This is a genomic window from Aeromonas sobria (genome assembly GCF_000820145.1).
GTDB classification, from domain to species: domain Bacteria; phylum Pseudomonadota; class Gammaproteobacteria; order Enterobacterales; family Aeromonadaceae; genus Aeromonas; species Aeromonas sobria.
The window spans coordinates 49,818-67,722 of record NZ_CDBW01000039.1 but is presented as its reverse complement, the minus strand read 5'-3'; the positions used below and the strand labels follow the sequence as shown (position 1 = coordinate 67,722).

Sequence of the window (17,905 nt, the reverse complement as noted above, 5' to 3'; positions counted from 1 at the left end):
CTGATAACCAGCTCCCGTTTTTGACCTGACGTGATCGCAGGCGCACAATGTCCCCGCTCTGTTCAAGTCGAGGATCCCGCCGTGTACAACTTCCAATATGCCAACCCGACCCGCATCTGTTTTGGTGAGGGGCAGATCGCCAGCCTGCCTGAGCTCATCCCGCCCGGCAGTCGCCTGCTGGTGCTCTATGGCGGTGGCAGCATCAAGCAGAACGGCGTTTATGAGCAGCTGACCCGGGCGCTGGCAGGGGTGACGTGGCAGGAGTTCTCCGGCATCGGCGCCAACCCCAGATACGAGCTGTTGATGGAGGCGGTGGCGCTGGTGAAGCGCGAGCGTATCGACTTCCTGCTGGCGGTCGGCGGCGGTTCGGTGGTGGATGGCACCAAGTTTGTCGCGGCGGCGGCCTGCTATGAGGGGAGCGATCCTTGGGATATCTGCGGCAAACAGGCGAGCGTGCACCAGGCGCTGCCGATGGGCTGCGTGCTGACCCTGCCCGCCACCGGATCTGAGAACAACCCCACCTCTGTGGTGAGCCGGGGAGATGTGAAGATCTCCTTCAGAAGCCCGCTGGTGCAGCCGCAATTTGCGGTGCTCGATCCGGCGACCACCTACAGCCTGCCACCCCGTCAGACCGGCAACGGGGTGGTGGATGCCTTCATCCATATCACCGAGCAGTACCTCACCTTCCCGGTGGGGGGCGATGTGCAGGACCGGCTGGCGGAAGGCTTGCTGCAGGTGCTGGTGGAAAACGGCCCCAGAGCGCTGGCGGAGCCTGCCAACTATCAGGTGCGGGCCAATCTGATGTGGGCCGCCAGTCTGGCGCTCAACGGCCTTATCGGTTGCGGGGTGCCGCAGGATTGGGCCGCTCACGCAATCGGTCATCAGCTGACGGCGCTCTACGGGCTGGATCACGGCCAGAGTCTGGCGGTGGTGCTCCCCTCACTGCTCCGTGAGCGGGCGAGCCAGAAGCAGGACAAGCTGGCCCAGTTTGCCGAGCGGGTGTGGCATTCGACCCGCGAGGACAAGGCCCTGCGCATTGAAGAGGCGATCATCCGTACCGAGCAGTTCTTCCAGAAGATGGGATTGGGCACCCGGCTCTCTGACTATGGCCTTAGCGAAAGCTGCATTCCGGCTGTCTGCTCCAACCTCAAGCGGGTGGGGCGTACCGCGATCGGGGAACATCAGGATATCGACCCGGATCGGGTGGCGCGCATTCTCGCCCGGGCGCTATAAGCCGGTGTCGATTGGTTTCCACGAGTGATTCATTTCCCCAATAAAGAGGGCCGCTTGTTGCGGCCATTTTGCATGAGGGGTCAGCGGATCACTCGGTACGCGCCTTGAGATAACCGGCGTAATCCGGGATCTGCACGCTGAACGCCTGCTGCATGTGGGGGCTGTCCATGATGAAGTCGGCGGTCGCTTCATTGGTGGCAACCGGGATATTCCACACCGCCGCCAGCCGCAGCAGCGCCTTCACATCCGGGTCGTGGGGCACCGCATTGAGGGGGTCCCAGAAGAAGATCAGCACGTCGATCTTCCCTTCGGCAATCAGGGCGCCGAGCTGCTGATCGCCCCCCATGGGGCCGGAGAAGAGGCAGGTGATGGGCAGCTGTGCCTTCTTGCCGAGCATGGTGCCGGTGGTGCCGGTCGCATAGAGATGGTGGAGCTTGAGCTCCTCCTTGCGGCGCATCACCCAGTTCAGCAGCGGGGTCTTCATGTTGTCGTGAGCCACCAGCGCCACCCGCTTGTGGGCCGCCATCTCGCGTGCAATCTGTTCCATGGAAATCGTCCGTAGCATTGTTATTGGCAGAGAGCCGTATCCTAATCGAAAGCCATGACAGATGCTGTGTCGGGCGCATTAACTGTGATCTTGTCGAAAAGTTTTCGGGCTATCGTGGTCCAAATATGGCGCCCCAAATGAAGAGACCCGCGCTGGCGGGTCTCTTTGTTTGTTAGCCTGTTGGCTCAGGAGCCGTGGTGCAGTTGCGCCTGCAGGTAGTTCTCCAACCCGATGCGATCGATAAGGTCGAGCTGGGTTTCCAGCCAGTCCACATGCTCCTCCTCATCCTCCAGAATCTTCTGAAACAGGTCACGGCTGATGTAGTCCTGCACCGATTCGGCGTAGGCGATAGCGACTTTCAGGTCGGGGATGGCATCCATCTCCAGCAACAGATCGCAGCGCAGCATCTCCTCCACGGATTCGCCGATGCGCAGCTTGCCGAGATCCTGCAAGTTGGGCAGCCCTTCGAGAAACAGCACCCGCTTGACCAGCTCGTCGGCGTGTTTCATCTCATCGATGGACTCGTGATACTCCTTGTGCCCGAGCGCCTTGAGGCCCCAGTCATCGTAGATGCGGGCGTGCAGGAAGTATTGGTTGATGGCAATCAGCTCATTGGCCAGCACTTTGTTGAGGTGGGCAATGATCTTGGGATCTCCTTTCATCGGCTCTGCTCCTTGGTTCGTGCCTGAGGCTTCGATCGTTAGAGCTTAGTCGAGAAAAGTGACAACAATAGGTCTGGCGAGCCCACTCGCCCGAGAGGAAGGGTGACCCTGTTGGTGGGCAGAGTCAGAACAGGAGCGGTCCGGATCAGGCCACTTCGTAGTAGAGCACGGGTTGCTCCTGCTCCATCTTGTCGAGTTCGGCGGCAATGATCTCCATGGTCATGCGCACGCATTTGCCACATTGGGCGCCCACCTCGAGCGACTGCTTGAGCTGGCGGAATTCGCTTTTACCTGACTGCACCGCTTTGCGGATCTGGGTATCTGTGATGCCGCGGCACAAACAGACGTACATAGGATTTACCTCATGCTGGAGTTGAGTGAAATCTAAATAAGAATGGTTCGTGATGCAAATAACCATTAGTAATAAGATCCCTTGCTTGCCACTGTGCAACCCCTTGGGGACAATGCTGGCAACCAGAGGAGATCACCATGCTCAAGAAACTGTTCAGCGCCCTGTTCGGCGGCGAGCCGGCCAAGGCGCCGGAAGTCACCCCCACCGACTATGCTGGCTATCTCATCTATCCCGAGCCGATGGCGGAAGGGGGCCAATACCGGCTGGCGGGCCGCATCACCAAAGAGCTGGATGGGGTGCTGCAGACTCACCGCTTTATCCGTTCCGATCTGTTTGCCAACCCGGCCGATGCCGAGCGTTTCATGGTGCAGAAGGCCCACACCTTTATCGATCAGATGGGTGATCGCATGTTCGAACCCCGCAAACCGGTTGACCGCGCTGCGTCATGATTCCACAAGAGGTCACCCGGCTGCGCGAGGCGCTGGCCCGCGCCGGTGAACGGCGCCTGATCTGGCTGGAGGGGGAGGAGGCTGACTGTATTGCCCGCGCCCAATCCCTGCTCGGTGAGCGCATCTTCTGGCTGGGCGCAGGTCCCGAGTGCTATGCCCCGCAGCCTGCCGCCAAGGCGCTGCAGCGGCTCGGTCAGGAGTGCGACACGCTCGTCTTCAATGCGTTCAGCGGTTTTCACCCCGACGCCTTCGGTGCGTTGGCTGGTACCTTACGCGCCGGTGGCTTGCTGCTATTGCTGACGCCGCCCAGAGAGATCTGGCCCGCATGGCCGGATCCCGACCGGATCAGACTGGTGGCCCAGCCGGAGGAGGCGAGCCGTGCCGGTCACGGCTTTATCGCCCGGTTGGTGCAGCTGCTGGCGGGGGATCCTGCCCTTTCCCTGGCTCCGCCGGTTTGCCCGCAGCCGTGGCAGCCCATCGGGTCCGAGCGCGCATTGAGCTGCGATCAGGCCCGGGCGCTGCCCGCCATCCACAAGGTGTTGCACGGCCATCGCCGCCGCCCGCTGGTGCTGAGCGCCGACCGCGGCCGTGGCAAGAGTGCGCTGCTGGGGCTGGCTGCCGCCGAGCTGCTGCGTCAGCAGCCCGAGCTGAACATAGTGGTGACGGCCCCCTCGCAGGCGACGGTGGCAACCCTGTTTGCCCACGCCGCTCGCGGGCTCGATAGCACGCTGGAACACAAGCCGGAACAGCTGGCGGGACTGAGCTACTGCTCGCCAGATCGGCTGGTGCACGAAGCATTGCAACCTGACCTGCTGCTGGTGGATGAAGCGGCTGCCATTCCGACCCCGCTGCTTGAAGCCATGCTGGCTCGCCACAGCCGCATCGTGTTTGCCACCACCGAGCACGGTTACGAGGGGACGGGGCGCGGTTTTCACCTGCGCTTCAAGCGGGTACTGGATAGTCAGACGCCAGATTGGCAGGAGATCCACTTGGGTGAACCGATCCGCTGGAGTGAAAGCGATCCGCTGGAGCCGCTGATCTTCCGTCTGCTCGGCCTCAATGCCGAAGTGGCTGCGCCCTTGCCACCGACCAGCCCACGCTGGCGTCTGGTCAGTCAGGAGGCGCTGGCGAGCGACGAGTCACTGCTCAATCAGCTGTTCGGCTTGTTGGTGCTGGCCCACTACCAGACCACGCCGAGCGATCTCAGATCCCTGCTGGAGAGCCCGGATCTCGACATCCATCTGCTGGAGCAGGATGCGAGCTTGCTGGGGGTGGCGCTGGTGGCACGGGAAGGGGAGATAGATCCTGAACTTGCCGAGGCGATCTGGGCCGGGCGCCGCCGCCCGCGCGGCCATCTGCTGCCCCAGTCGCTGCTGGCCCACGCCGGTTTCAAAACGGCGGGGGCGCGCAGTTATGCCCGGGTGATGCGTATCGCCATCCATCCCGAGCTGCATCGCCACGGGTTGGGTTCGCAGCTGCTTGGCAAACTTGAGGAGCATTATCGTCAGGCGGGCATCGACTACCTCGGCTCTGCTTTTTCAGCCAGCGCCGATCTGCTCCCCTTCTGGCGCAAGGCCGGGCTGACGGTGCTGCGCATCGGTTTGCAGCGGGATGCCGCCAGCGGCTGCCACGCTGCCTTGCTGCTAAAGGCGCTGAAACCCGAGCATGAGCCCGAACTGGCCCAGTGGCAGCAGAGATTCGCACGCCAGCTGCCGACCCTGCTGGCGGGCGAGTTGAACGCGTTGGATCCAGAGTTGGTATGGCAATGCCTGCAAGGTTCTATCGTCACCGCGCCGGAGCTTGGCGAGTTTGAGCGCGATGAGATTGAATGTTTTGCCCTGCATCACAAGCCCTTCGAATTGTGCCAATTCAGCTTGCAGTTGTGGCTGGCGCGTCATCTGGCTGTGCTGGCTTCGCTCACCCCTGACGAGCGCCAAATGCTGATCGCCACCATCTGGCAATACGCAGACTGGGGAGTCTTGGCCGCGAGGTTGCAGCTGGCGGGCAAGCCCGCCGTGATCAAGGGATTGCGGGCGCTGCTGGCGCGTCTGTTGAGTTCCCCTACCACTCGATAGGTTTGCCCTGCCAGTCGAGAAAGCTCAGTGCGCCATCCGGTTGCAGCCGGTTCATCAGGTTAACCAGATGGTTGGCTACCTGCTCGGGACTCTGCACGTTTCCCGCCGGTACATTGGCGTGAAACGGGCGGGAGAGCGGGGTATCCGTGGTGCCGGGATGGAAGGCCAGCAATTTGACCCCGGGGGCCCGCCGAGCCAACTCGATGGCGGCAGACTTGAGCAGCATGTTGAGGGCGGCCTTGGATGCGCGATAGCCATACCAGCCGCCAGCGCGGTTGTCGCCAATGCTGCCGACCCGGGCACTGAGAACGGCCAGGGTGCAGGGCTCGCGGCCAAACAGCGGTAACAACTGACTGATCCAGCGCAGCGGTAGCAAGGCGTTGGTCTGGTAGAGCTGGGTCATGGCATCGAGATTGAGTGCTTCGAGCCGCTTCTCTGGCTGGATCTCTCCCTGATGCAGGAGGCCGTTGCAGATCACCAGATGACGCAAGTTGGGGGCCAGGGCGACAATTTGAGTGACGCAGTGGCTAATCTGCTGGTCACTGTAGTCACAAGAGAGCCAATGCAGGCGGGGATCAGCAAACCCGACGGGGGCTTGCTGACGACTGATGCCAATGACCTTGTTGGCTCCTGTGGCCAGCCATTGCGTCACCAGAGCTTGACCTATGCCACCCCCAGCTCCAATCACAACCACGCTTTGCGCCATATTCTGCTCCTGTTTCGACTGAGGTGGTGACCTTCACCATCGCATCTTTGTACTCTCCATCGCTGTTACGTTCCTTTTTGCTCGCGGGATCAAGTAGCTATCAAGGCTAAGTTGTGCGGATCTCTCCGGTCTAGGCGGATCCATTCCTATACTGAGAGAAAACCGCAGCGGTGTGCTGCCCGCGCAACCAGAATGAGAGTCACCATGATGTCCAAAGACGGGGAAGAGCGTAAATCCATCCTGACCGAGAGTGGCACCAACGAGCTCGAGATCATTGAGTTTCACCTCAAGAAGCAGTTACCGGACGGGCGTGAAAAGACCGCCTATTACGGGATCAACGTCGCCAAGGTGCGCGAGGTGATCCGGGTGCCGGATACCACCGATTACCCCAATGCCCAGCGCCATATGGTGGGGGTGTTCTCCCTGCGGGAGCGCCTGATCCCGCTGGTGGATCTGGCGGGTTGGCTTGGTATCAAGACCAACCCGGATCCCAGCCACAAGGTGGTGATCGTCACCGACTTCAACAAGATGGCCAACGGCTTCCTTATCGACAGCGTCAGCAGGATTCACCGGGTCTCCTGGGAGGATGTGGAGTCCCCCAGCCAGTTTCTGGAGGCGGGGGAGAACGACTGCGTGGTGGCGGTGGTCAGGCGCGATGGCAACCTCATTATGATCCTCGATTTCGAGAAGATCATCGCCGACATCAATCCCGAGCTCAGCATGGAGAAGTACGACGTTACCCAGGATCGCAAGGTGCTCATCGACGATCGCATGATGGCACTGCGTCAGGGCAAGACCATTCTGGTAGTGGACGACTCGGCCTTTATCCGCAAGATGATCGAGACCACCCTGCGTACCGCTGGCTTCAACGTGATAACGGCCAAGGATGGGGGGGAGGGGTTGGAGATGCTGACGGATTTCGACCGTCTGGCCCAGGAGGAGAGGATGCCGGTGTCTGGCTTCGTCAACGCGGTGATCACCGATGTGGAGATGCCGCGGATGGACGGTATGCATCTGCTCAAACGGCTGCGGGATACCCCCTCCTACAAGGAGATGCCCATCGTGATGTTCTCCTCCCTGATGAGCGATGATAACCGTCAGAAGGCGCTGCAACTGGGTGCCAACGATACCATTACCAAGCCTGAGATTGGCCGCATGGTAGGGATGATGGATCATATGTTGCTGGGGATTGCCCCTCCTTCCCCTGCCAACAATATCTGACCAGCCATTCTGGCCATTTACTGATCGGGCGGATCAAACGGCCACTCCCTGCCAGGGAGTGGCCGTTCTGTTTTGGCCGCGTGCCGTGATGTGATTCTCTCTTGTTTCCCGGATACAAGTCATGTAATGATAATTATTATCATTTATTGGCGTGGCGGATATGACAGCAACCTGGGTGAAAGGGTGGGTCGAGTCGACCGAAGGTGGCAGCAGCATGACTCACTGGAAACAGCAGACCAGAGAGGGCAACCGGCTGTTTGACTGTGGCGAATACCATCAGGCGCTGGCCCATTATCAGCAAGCGCTCTGGCTGGCACGCCAGCAACTGGCCCGGTGGCACGATGCCGATGAGGCGGTGGCGGCACTGGTGGTCGCCCATCACAATCTGGCGGATCTGCTGGTAGCCATGACCCTGCCCGATCGCGCTGCCGACCAGCTCTGCTATGTCCACGACTGCCTGCTGGCAACCTGTCACTCCCCCGCGACCTCACCCCGTTTGCGGGAGGCGGCCTTGCGCCACACCCGCACTACTCGTGCCGAGTTGCTGACGTTCGTTCAGCGCCACGGCAGCAATGCCGCGATCATCTGCTCGCTTGGCCAATGTCTGTGCCAGAGCGAATCTTCATCCCGACTCCATTAATCCGACCAGAGGTAATCATGAGCCATACCTTGCCAGCCCTGAACTATGCCTATGACGCACTGGAACCCCATATCGATGCCCTGACCATGGAGATCCACCACAGCCGTCATCACCAGACCTATATCAACAACCTCAACGCCTCGCTGGAAGGTACGCCGGAGCTGGCCGAACTGCCGGTTGATGAGCTGCTGCGCCGCTTCGCTACCCTGCCAGCCACGCAGCAGGGGGCGGTGCGTAATCACGGCGGCGGCCATGCCAACCACTCCCTGTTCTGGCTGGTAATGAGCCCGCAGGGTGGCGGTGAGCCGAGTGGCGAACTGGCTCTGGCCATCGAGCGGGAGTTGGGTGGCTTCGATGCCTTCAAGCAGGCCTTCACTCAGGCAGCCCTGAGTCGCTTTGGCAGCGGCTGGGCCTGGTTGGTGGTGGACAAGGCAGGCAGATTGCAGGTGGAGAGCAGTGCCAATCAGGATAGCCCCCTGATGCATGGCCATACCCCGATCCTGGGGCTGGATGTGTGGGAGCATGCCTACTACCTCAAGTACCAGAACAAACGTCCGGATTACATCGCGGCTTTCTATCAGGTGGTAGATTGGACCGAGGTGGCTCGTCGCTATCAGGCTGCGCGAGGCTGATCTGGCCGTAATAGAGATGTGGTATTGAGCGGTACAAGAGCGCAGCCGCAATCGGCAGTGCATGCAATACCAAACGACCCGCCAACTGGCGGGTCGTTTGTCTTGTTATTGGGCGGGCACGCTGGCGCTGGCGGCGGAGGGCTCCACCGGCAATGTTGGCAAAGTCGCAGTGGGGGGCTTGGCGGCGGCTTCAATTACTGGTTTGACGGGCGTGACCTGTTCAGGCGCTGCCGTTGCTGATACTGCCGGTGTGACCGGTTCAGTGACTGCAACTGCTGCGGGTACAGCAGTTGGCTTGATCTCAGCCACGGCCGGTTTGGGCTGTTTGAGGCAGGGTTGCAGGCTGCCGATGGTGCTCAGAGATTTACAAGGCACCGGCAGACCGATGGGCACCGGCTCCCCGAGAAACTTGGGTCCCTTGTCCAGAACATAGAGGTCGAGCAGCCCCATCAGGCGGGCAAAGACTTCCCGTACCCGGGTGCGGATCCCCTGATAAGCACTGGGGTCCTCGGCATTGAAGCCGACCGCGTCGATACCAAAATGACGGGCGATAAAAATGGCGCGTTCGTTATGAAAGCCCTGAGAGACCACGGTAAAACGATCCTGACCGAATACTTCTTTGGCTCGCACTACAGAGTCGAGGGTGCGGAATCCGGCAAAATCCATATAGATGGCAGAGGCGGGAATGCCCGCTTTGATCAGGGCTCGCCGCATCTGGCGCGGCTCGTTGTACTGCACGGTGGCGTTGTCACCGGATACGATAATGAAGTCCACCTTGGCATCGTTGTAGAGCTCGGCCGCCGCCTTGATGCGGTATTTGAAGTAGTGGTTGGGGCCGCCACCGGAGAGATATTTGGAGGTGCCCAGCACCACCGCAACCCGGTTGTAGGGCACCTGCTCCACCTGATCGTAGGTGTAGTGACGGGCATCCGAGACGATCCACTCGCTATAGGCCAGCAGCGAAGCAATCAGTGCCAGCAGCAAAACAAGGCAGGCGAGGAGGATTTTGGCAAACTTCTTCATGCGCGGTGCGGTCAGGATCTGAGGTGAGGAGTGGCTATCGCCATTCTATTACAACTCGGCCGCCGGCGTCAGGCTTGATGAGTGGGTACCGCTCTTTCGGGCAGAGGTTGCCGCATCAGATGAGCTGGCTAATACGTCGGGAAAAAGAGGAGCAGCCGTGGCTGCCCCTCGCGTCGTTATGATGGTTCAGTGGGCCGAATCATTGCCCTTGCAGATGTCAGACTCCTTGTTGGCTTGCCACCATGGCAACAGATCCCGGCTCAGCCACGCCTGATAGGCATCGCTGTCGTTGGCGATCAGCCGGTCCAGCTCCCCTTCAAAGTCGCTCATCGCCTGCTTTTGATCCGGATTGCGCAGCGCCTGTGCCAGCGTCAGCCAGCTGGCGCCGCGACCGGTGTCGTTAAGGAAGCGGTGCACGGTATAGGACCAGGAGTAGACCATCTCCCCTCCCTGCTCGTAATCGAGGTGGAGGATCGCCGCCAGTGTCGGGCGCTGGTTGGCGGGGCGGTTTGCCACGTTATCCAGACCCCGGGCAAAGCACTGGCCGTGGGCGATGTACTCTGCAATCCCCTCTGACCACCAGGTGGTGCGGTTGAGCGGATAGTGGCCGAAGCTGCCGTACTGGTTGAAGCGGCCATCCAGATAGTGAACGTACTCGTGGCGCAGGTTCCACACCTGGAAGGCAGGGCGCTTCCACTCCGCCTCATAGGCGAAGAAGCGCGCCTGATTGCCGGGGCGAGCTGGATCCCCCTCGATATAGATGCCGCCATTGTCGGTGGAGACGCCAAACAGCGCGCTGCCGTAGCGGCCCCAGTCGGCAGAGGAGTTGAAGATCACCAGCTCCAGCGCCTCGTTGTGATCATCGACCACCGGTTGCTCGCCAGTTTCCATCTGCTGGTGGAAGCGCTGCTCTTCGTCACCCAGCTCACGGCAGATCCCTTCGGCCTGAGCCTGGGTCAGATCCTGGGCGCGCAGACGCAGGGTGGGCGAGCAGGTGTGTTCGAACGACAGAATATCTTCCATGCGGATCGGGGTGCAGAGCCCGGCGAACTCGCCGCTGACGCAGGCTTCGCTGGTGCGATCTGTGTAGGTCAGGTAATAGCTGGAGAGGGTCAGGGAGACCTCTTCCAACATGGCTGCCGGATGTTGGCCACCCGGGACCAGCCCCTGCTGGCGCATGATGGTGATGACATCGCGATCCAGCTGCTGGCGATAGGCGATCGCCTTATCCGGGCTGGTGTGATGGAGGTAGAGCATCATCTGGTAGAGACGGCTATGGGCATCGAGGATGTTGTTGAAGATAAACAGATCCCGTGAGCCGTCGCGCTGTTTCCAGAGGGCCAGTTCGCTCAGGCCCAGTTGCAGCAGGCTCTGGCGCAATGCCGCCTCCTGTTGCAGCACCGCCGCACTGAAGTCTGCCTGCTGGCCGTAAGAGGCGCTCTGATCGACCAGATTGAGCAGCTCGAACAGACCATCGGCCCAGGGTTTGTGGCCATTGATTTGCGCCGCATGTTGCACCGCATAGTTAAGCGCCTGGTTGAGCTGGGCCAGCATTGGGGCGGCACTCTGACGGAAGGCGGCTTGTCCAAGTTGTCCCTGCGCCGCCACGCTCCAGGCTTCCAGCACTGTACCTGCCTGATCCTGCGGTTCGGCTCCCAGCAGCAGGGGGTGGTTGAGCAGATCAATCATCACTCCGGCCAGTGCCCGGGCGACCTGATCACTCTCTTTGCCAACGCCGCCGTGGTAGTTGTGGGCGCGCACATAGTAGAGCAGCTTGTCCATTGCCGGATGGGTCGGCTGGTTGGCCGCCAGCAGGGCTCGCATGCCGCGCACCACCGCCATCAGCTTGGCGTCATCGTGGCCGTAATCCGCCTGCCAGGCAGGACTGTTCTGGCCGCTCACGTCAGCCACCAGTTTAGCCGCATCGCTATCGAGCAGATCCACATCGGGCTGCTCGGGCTCGGAGCAGAGGCGACCGTTGGCGCGGCGGCACTCCAGTTGCTCCTCCTTGCTGGCCAGCACTATGGGGCGATTGAGCACCCGGCTCTCCTGCCACTCTTTGCTCTCTGGCAGGGGTTGCCACTCAACGCCTGCGACCGGGTATTGGTAGCCGCTATCTTGCAGCGTTACCTGAACCTCGCTGCCTGCGGGGATCACCTGACGGCAGATGCGATAGCGGATGGTGTTGCTCCCCTCCTTGCGCTCCTGCGGCTCATCACACTCCTGCTGCGGGGTCAGTTGATCCAGCTGCCACTGATAGCGACGCCAGACGTGGATCTCGCTTACCTGAGCGGCAGCCTGGCTGCCTGCAATCGGCTGCAGACGGAAGAAGATCTGCTCCAGCCGGCCATCCCGCTCGCTGGGGGTCTCTTCAAGTACCTGCAACTGCTGCCAATCCTGCGGCTGATAGTGCCACTCAGACTCGGCGCAGCGGCCTTGCGCGTTGAGTTCGCAGCGATCCAGCACCCTTTCACTCTGACCCAAGATGATGGCTTGCGGCAGCGGCAGACGATCCTGCCGCTGGGCGGTCGGCGTGCCTGCCAGCTGCTCCCAGCGACCCTGCTTGAGGCCGTAACCGAAGTCATAACTGCTGGCGGGTATGAGCTTGCCCGCCGGAATCCGATCTTCACAGCGAACGAAGCGGATCTGCCAGCCCGCATCCACCTTGAGCTGCGGCTCGCCACACTGCTGTTCGGCCAGTGCGCCGAGATCGCTGCTCTGCCAGTCGAAGCGGCGGTAGACCCGAAGCTGCTGATAGGGCGTGTTGCTGCTGCGAGCCTTGAGTTCGTAGGTGATTTCGGTGATGCGAGCGGCCAGTTGCCGGCTCGATTCGCCAGTCAGCTGATACTGTCGCCAGTCATTGGGGGAGTAGTTGGCTTGCGCCGAGGATGTAGCCAAAAGCAGGGGGCCTGCCAGCAGCAGCCACCCGGTACCCGAACGGTTCATTTTTATCCCTTTGTTGTTGTTTGTGTATTGTCTTGCGAGTAATCGCAAGGCAATCTACAGGGTTCCAAAGGGATATCAACGGTTTTTTAAATGACATATAAATCAATGAGATGGCGTTGATTTGTATGCTTGCGGATTCTGACCTCCTGGTGCCGTAGTGAGGGCTCACATGCGACTTTATTCAGGAAGCAGTTCGTTGTGTAAAGTGCGTGTCCGATCTCATTTCATCAATACGAGATATGCAGCAAATGGTAAGAGAAAAGCGGGATGTCCCAAGGGCTTAAACAGCATCAGCTGAACCGGCGAGGGCATCTTACCCAATCAGAGATGAAGTTATTTTGGTCGTGATGACTGGGGTGAGCTGGTATAGGCCGCCGGTATGGGTAGCACAGGCGACCTGATAAGAGCTTTTTCAACACCACCTGTTCATCTGTTTCGCGCCAATGCCAGCGAAACTACAGATGAAGCATCAGAGATAGCTAACGGTCACGATCGCCATGTTGCTGGCGTTTGCCACTTTGTAGCTGATAGTGCTGCTAATTGAGCTGATTTGGCCGGCTTGCTGCAAGTGAGCCAAGGGCATGGTCTGCTTGTTGATGCCTGAATAGCAGGTCACGCTGCTGTCGGAAAAATCACATGGAGATTCGTAGATAGCGCCAGTGAACGTCACTGAGCCATCAGCAGCAGAAGCGGTGGATGGCAACAAAGAGGTGCCAAGCAGCAAGGTAGTGCATACAGAGAGAACTGTTTTACGGACTAAACGGGAGGCGGTGTGTTGAGCTTTCATATCTATGTCCTTTTCGTCACAGGTGTTGTACGAAAAGGGCAACGCAATCAAAGAGTAATGCCATAAATTGGCAATGACATAACTCTTCTCAGATGGCAGCTCCGCTGTCTTAGGTATCAAAACCCTTAGACCGGTGGCTTTGCGTCCCGACCTTTCGACCGGTTTGCCCTTTACTCTATGTTTAGATGATAACACTCCACTTTGAGAAATCAATCGACATAAAAATCATGAGAGATGGATTACGGTCAGTCTGCGTAATTAATAACTTCTATATATTTGTGGCCTCAATTTTTGGCTGTGAACATTACTGGCGAGACTTGATTTATATCACTTTTGTTTATTCTTGATGCCTATGCTAAAGGTCGAATATAGCAGCAGTCCATTTGTGTATAGACCATTCTACAATGATTTAATTGCCTGATTGCCTGATTGCCTGGCATGATAAAAACCACCATTCTGAGTCGATAGAGATAGTCCTTTATGTTGCTCTTGTGCAAAAAGCAGGTGGCGTTATTACTCGCATGTGATGACATAAGGTGTCACGGATGTCTTTATGTCATTCCTGATGGTTTTCTATTATTTTAATATGTCAGCTTTATTTCATAAGCTGCTGATTTTTATGTGTTTATAAAAAAATTTATAAAAATCAAAATGTATTTGATGTGTATCAAATGTGTCGTTAATTTGTTCGCCAAGCAAAGATGAATGCATGATTTCTAGCACGCATTACAGGGATGTAAATCAGCCGCGTTAGAGATGCTGGGGTGGCGGGAACTACTCCAGAATCGATGTTGAATCTTTGCTTTAAAACAAAAGTTATTCGCATGTTGATCTTCATGGGATAGTTATTTTCATTGGCTTGATGAAAAGAGTTTTCCACGAAAAAGTGACTGCGTGACATCTCGCTTCATTATATCAGGCTGTGACTCCAGCATGGATTGAATGATGGAGTAAAACACACGTTAATGTAGGTATAAACGAATGAAAGCTAATAATATTCTGGTTGCTATGGGTGTTGGTTCCATGCTGCTGTGCGGCTCAGCGGTTGCTGCTGGCGGTGCCGGTTCCGGTTCCGGTAAAGTCACTTTCAACGGTGAAATTATCAATGCTCCTTGCTCTGTTGCTTCCGAGTCTGTTAACCAGGTTGTTGAAATGGGCCAGATCACCACCAAAGAACTGGTTAAAGGTGGGGAGTCCAACTCCCAGCCGTTCAGCATCAAGCTGTTGAACTGTGAAATCACCCCTGATGAAGACGCTGTAAAAGTAACCTTTAGTGGCATCAAGGATCCTGTAGAGCCTAGCCTGCTGGTTATCGGTGGTGGCCAAGCTGCTGGTGCTGGTATCAAGATGACTGCACCAGGTACTGGCGCAGCTATCGTTCTGGGTGAACCGACCGCGGCTTTTGGCTTGGTAAACGGTGACAACGAGCTGCCGTTCAGCGCCGTACTGAAAGGTTACGCCGATCAGACCGCCAACCCGCTGAAAGCTGGCGCGTTCACTGCAGTGACCAACTTTACTCTCTCCTACGAGTAATAGTCTGCCTTAACGTGTGACAAGGGTTGTGGTGGCGTCAGTCACCACAACTTCACATATCTTTTCTTCACTGCGGATATGGCTCATGAAAAGCGTATTTATGGTAGCGGCCGTACTGCCGATGGCGCTGATGGCGGGAGCCGTTTATGCCAATGAAATCACTGACGGGTTGGCTGAGTCAGCATGCACTTTGGATGTACAGCAAAACATCCCTTTGCAACAACCATATCATGGCTCTCTGAAACTAAGTGGCTGCCACATACCTGGGTCCGCAAGTGCATCACTTCCTTTTATTTCCATGTCTGTACGCGGTCCAATGATGGATGAACTTGGCATTATCGAGAATGGGCAATATCAGAATGTCTCGGGTGCTAATTTTATCATGTCAGACATTGTGAACAGCGATATGGAGTTTAAATTGGGTCTGCATGGTCGCAAGGTTTATTACCCAGACAGTACAGCATTATTCGAACTCAGTTATATGTAAGTAAATAGAATTGCTTAGTGTAGATACCTCATTATGTGAGACCGTTATGATATCCCTTGAGTGAATATATGAGCGTTTCAATATCAGACTCTGCTAGAAAGAAACATTATTCAAAAATGGCTTTTATGCTATGCGTACCATGCCTGTTGGCTGTGGCAGATTACGCATGGGCAGATACGGAGTTTAATATCGATGCGCTTGACCTGGATGAGCGAACCAAGATCGATCTGTCCCAGTTTGCTGACGAAGGGTATATCCTTCCCGGAGACTATTACCTCGAGATCGAGGTCAACAAAAACAAGCTTCCCCTGCAGAAGCTCCCTTTCTACGAAACCGAAACAGGCAAGGGAAAGGGTGGCGTGGCGTGTCTGCCACCTGCAGTGATCCCCAAGCTGGCGCTGACCGATGAGGCCATTGCCAAAATTGATACCTGGCATCAGGGCCAGTGCGCCAACCTTCTTGCGCTGGATGGGGTGGTGATCTCCAATGATATCGGCAATGGCTTGCTTCGGATTGCCGTGCCGCAAGCATGGATGAAATACAGTGATCCGAACTGGATCCCGCCGGAGCAGTGGGATGATGGGATCACGGGTCTTATGCTTGATTACAATATCAACGCCCAAGTCAATGAGGGGAGTGGCTACTCCAATAGCAACATCAGTAGTTACGGTACGCTGGGGGTAAACTATGGTCCTTGGCGCATGCGTGGTGATTATCAGGCCAACTCTTATTGGGGTGATGACGAACGGACTTCCGCGGAGCTGAACCGTATTTACGCCTATCGTCCGTTGTCAGCAATGGCAGCCAAATTGACAGTCGGTGAACAGCAGCTCAACTCCCAGTTGATTGATGGCTTCCGCTACACCGGGGTCAATTTGGCCAATGATGAACGCATGCTGCCCCCCAGTCTGCAAGGCTATGCTCCTGAAGTGAGCGGTATTGCCAAGACCAACGCCAAGGTGACTGTTTCCCAGTCTGGTCGAGTGATTTATGAAACCAACGTGCCTGCAGGTCCGTTCCGTATACAGGGACTGGACAGCTCGGTGCGTGGTCGCCTTGATGTACGGGTAGAAGAGCAGGATGGCAGTGTCAGCTCTTTTCAGGTGGATACCGCTACGGTTCCTTATCTAACTCGTCCGGGATATGTCAGATATAACCTCTCGGTTGGTGCTCCTTCTGAACTGGGTGATTCGGCTCATGATGTGCACGGACCCGGATTTGTGACGGGTGATTTTTCGTGGGGGGTTGCCAACTCATGGTCACTGTATGGTGGCACTCTTATTGCTGGTGAATATAACTCCATGGGATTGGGTATCGGGCGCGACTTGTATGCATTCGGTGCTATTTCTGCCGACTTGACTCAGTCCATTGCAAAATTACCAGGGCTTCCGACCAAGATTGGTCAGTCATTTCGCTTGAACTATGCAAAGCAGTTCGATGAATATAACAGCTCGATTACGTTTGCTGGTTACCGTTTTTCTCAGCATGATTTTATGACCATGTCACAGTTTTTGAATAACAAAGATCGGTTGGAGAAAAATGAGACAGCTTCAAATGATGATTACAACACTTGGGGAGATAAAGAGCTGTATACCATTACGGCCAATAAAACCTTTTGGGCCGATGATGCTGCCAAGGCATTAACCATTTATCTTGATTACACCCACAGGACTTATTGGGATCACGAAGCAGAAGATCGTTACGGATTATCCATCAACAAGAGTGTCAATATCGGCACATTCAAGGATATATCGCTTTATCTCTCTGCTTACAAAACCAAGACTGAAAATTATGAGGATGACAGAAGTGTCATGCTGACGGTCAGCATGCCAATTGGAGACAGAAAAAGTGCGGGATATAGCGTGCAATCCTCCAATGGCAAGGTCACTCATTTAGCGACCTATCAGGATTACAGCAGCCCAGATGATACCTATCAGCTGGGGGCGGGTGTGCAAAGCAATGGTCATGGCGTTGCTCGGGGTTATTACAACCATAACAGCGATATTGGTGCGGTCAGCCTCAATGCCTACAGCGTACAGAGTGAATACACCTCGTTAGGTGCCAGCATGCGGGGCGGATTGACGGCGACCGAACATGGCGCCGCGTTGCATCAGGCGACTCGACGGGGTGGTACACGGATGATGGTGGATACAGATAAGGTCTCTGGCGTTTCTTTCAACAATGGCCGTGCCGTGACAAACAGATTTGGTGTCGCGGTTATTAGCGATATGACGGACTATCGCAAGAGCGATACCCGCATAGATGTGGATCAGCTGGAAGATGATATTGATGCAATTAATGCGATCAAACAAGGTACCCTGACCGAAGGTGCGATTGGTTATAACCCATTCGAGATCGCTCAAGGGTTCAAGATGCTGGCTACTGTCAGGCTGCCTGATGGCTCCAATCCTCCATTCGGCGCCACTGTTATCAAGGATTCTGGACGTGTTCTCTCTGTCGTGGATGAGGATGGCCTGATCTATTTGACTGGGGTAAAGCCGGATGAATCGTTTGAACTTTCATGGGGCGGTTCCCGTCATTGCAAGATTGTGGCGCCGCGTGAAGTAACAGATCTGTCGATGAAGACTCTCACTTGCAAGTAATGGGATACC

At 56.9% G+C, this 17,905-nt stretch carries 16 protein-coding genes and 1 riboswitch; of the genes, 9 read left to right on the top strand and 7 right to left on the bottom strand.

What is annotated here, in order from left to right; translation table 11 throughout:
* The first annotated feature begins 81 nt into the window (after positions 1 to 81).
* Positions 82 to 1,233 (top strand): iron-containing alcohol dehydrogenase, encoded by a 1,152-nt coding sequence (locus tag BN1135_RS17150; protein ID WP_042023116.1) that lies wholly within the window; start codon positions 82 to 84, stop codon positions 1,231 to 1,233.
* 88 nt (positions 1,234 to 1,321) lie between these two features.
* On the opposite strand, the gene BN1135_RS17145 is transcribed toward BN1135_RS17150, so the two are convergent.
* From BN1135_RS17145 to BN1135_RS17135, 3 genes are all read right to left on the bottom strand, one after another.
* Positions 1,322 to 1,780: a methylglyoxal synthase gene (locus BN1135_RS17145; RefSeq protein ID WP_042023112.1), complete on the bottom strand. Its 459-nt coding sequence runs from the start codon at positions 1,778 to 1,780 to the stop codon at positions 1,322 to 1,324.
* Positions 1,781 to 1,965: 185 nt separating this feature from the next.
* Positions 1,966 to 2,442: a bacterioferritin gene (bfr, locus tag BN1135_RS17140; RefSeq protein ID WP_042023110.1), complete on the bottom strand. Its 477-nt coding sequence runs from the start codon at positions 2,440 to 2,442 to the stop codon at positions 1,966 to 1,968.
* A gap of 145 nt (positions 2,443 to 2,587) precedes the next feature.
* Positions 2,588 to 2,794: a bacterioferritin-associated ferredoxin gene (locus BN1135_RS17135; protein WP_005335965.1), complete on the bottom strand. Its 207-nt coding sequence runs from the start codon at positions 2,792 to 2,794 to the stop codon at positions 2,588 to 2,590.
* 137 nt (positions 2,795 to 2,931) lie between these two features.
* Between BN1135_RS17135 and BN1135_RS17130 the strand changes: the two genes are divergently transcribed.
* The gene (locus BN1135_RS17130; RefSeq protein ID WP_042023108.1) at positions 2,932 to 3,243 is read left to right on the top strand and encodes an HlyU family transcriptional regulator; all 312 of its coding nucleotides are present in this window, start codon (positions 2,932 to 2,934) and stop codon (positions 3,241 to 3,243) included.
* Positions 3,240 to 5,318 carry a tRNA(Met) cytidine acetyltransferase TmcA gene (locus BN1135_RS17125; protein ID WP_042023105.1) on the top strand — a complete coding sequence of 693 codons (2,079 nt, stop codon included), beginning with the start codon at positions 3,240 to 3,242 and terminating at the stop codon, positions 5,316 to 5,318. The genes BN1135_RS17130 and BN1135_RS17125 overlap by 4 nt, the downstream gene beginning before the upstream one ends.
* Here the strand turns inward: BN1135_RS17125 and BN1135_RS17120 are convergent.
* Complete coding sequence (locus BN1135_RS17120; protein ID WP_042023103.1) at positions 5,305 to 6,024, bottom strand: SDR family NAD(P)-dependent oxidoreductase; 720 nt, start codon at positions 6,022 to 6,024, stop codon at positions 5,305 to 5,307. The genes BN1135_RS17125 and BN1135_RS17120 overlap by 14 nt on opposite strands.
* Positions 6,025 to 6,228: 204 nt before the next feature.
* On the opposite strand from BN1135_RS17120, the gene BN1135_RS17115 reads away from it, so the two are divergent.
* From BN1135_RS17115 to BN1135_RS17105, 3 genes are all read left to right on the top strand, one after another.
* Positions 6,229 to 7,245, top strand: coding sequence for a chemotaxis protein CheV (locus tag BN1135_RS17115; RefSeq protein ID WP_042023100.1), 1,017 nt, complete (start codon positions 6,229 to 6,231; stop codon positions 7,243 to 7,245).
* Between the two features lie 160 nt (positions 7,246 to 7,405).
* Positions 7,406 to 7,885 carry a tetratricopeptide repeat protein gene (locus tag BN1135_RS17110; RefSeq protein WP_082186825.1) on the top strand — a complete coding sequence of 160 codons (480 nt, stop codon included), beginning with the start codon at positions 7,406 to 7,408 and terminating at the stop codon, positions 7,883 to 7,885.
* Between the two features lie 17 nt (positions 7,886 to 7,902).
* Positions 7,903 to 8,517 (top strand): superoxide dismutase, encoded by a 615-nt coding sequence (locus BN1135_RS17105; protein WP_042023098.1) that lies wholly within the window; start codon positions 7,903 to 7,905, stop codon positions 8,515 to 8,517.
* Positions 8,518 to 8,622: 105 nt separating this feature from the next.
* Here the strand turns inward: BN1135_RS17105 and BN1135_RS17100 are convergent, their stop codons facing one another.
* The 3 genes from BN1135_RS17100 to BN1135_RS17090 form a co-directional block, all read right to left on the bottom strand.
* Positions 8,623 to 9,540, bottom strand: coding sequence for a SanA/YdcF family protein (locus BN1135_RS17100; RefSeq protein WP_042023096.1), 918 nt, complete (start codon positions 9,538 to 9,540; stop codon positions 8,623 to 8,625).
* Positions 9,541 to 9,726: 186 nt separating this feature from the next.
* Positions 9,727 to 12,486 (bottom strand): collagenase, encoded by a 2,760-nt coding sequence (locus BN1135_RS17095; protein ID WP_042023094.1) that lies wholly within the window; start codon positions 12,484 to 12,486, stop codon positions 9,727 to 9,729.
* A gap of 469 nt (positions 12,487 to 12,955) precedes the next feature.
* Positions 12,956 to 13,273 carry a hypothetical protein gene (locus BN1135_RS17090; RefSeq protein WP_042023092.1) on the bottom strand — a complete coding sequence of 106 codons (318 nt, stop codon included), beginning with the start codon at positions 13,271 to 13,273 and terminating at the stop codon, positions 12,956 to 12,958.
* Positions 13,274 to 13,364: 91 nt separating this feature from the next.
* Positions 13,365 to 13,451: riboswitch (cyclic di-GMP riboswitch) on the bottom strand.
* Positions 13,452 to 14,254: 803 nt separating this feature from the next.
* Between BN1135_RS17090 and BN1135_RS17085 the strand changes: the two genes are divergently transcribed.
* The 3 genes from BN1135_RS17085 (at position 14,255) to BN1135_RS17075 (ending at position 17,896) form a co-directional block, all read left to right on the top strand.
* Positions 14,255 to 14,806 carry a fimbrial protein gene (locus tag BN1135_RS17085; RefSeq protein WP_042023091.1) on the top strand — a complete coding sequence of 184 codons (552 nt, stop codon included), beginning with the start codon at positions 14,255 to 14,257 and terminating at the stop codon, positions 14,804 to 14,806.
* A gap of 85 nt (positions 14,807 to 14,891) precedes the next feature.
* A complete protein-coding gene (locus tag BN1135_RS17080; protein ID WP_042023090.1) occupies positions 14,892 to 15,293 on the top strand; it encodes a hypothetical protein in 402 nt (133 codons plus the stop codon).
* A gap of 68 nt (positions 15,294 to 15,361) precedes the next feature.
* Positions 15,362 to 17,896, top strand: coding sequence for a fimbria/pilus outer membrane usher protein (locus BN1135_RS17075; protein ID WP_042023088.1), 2,535 nt, complete (start codon positions 15,362 to 15,364; stop codon positions 17,894 to 17,896).
* The last annotated feature ends 9 nt before the right edge of the window (positions 17,897 to 17,905 follow it).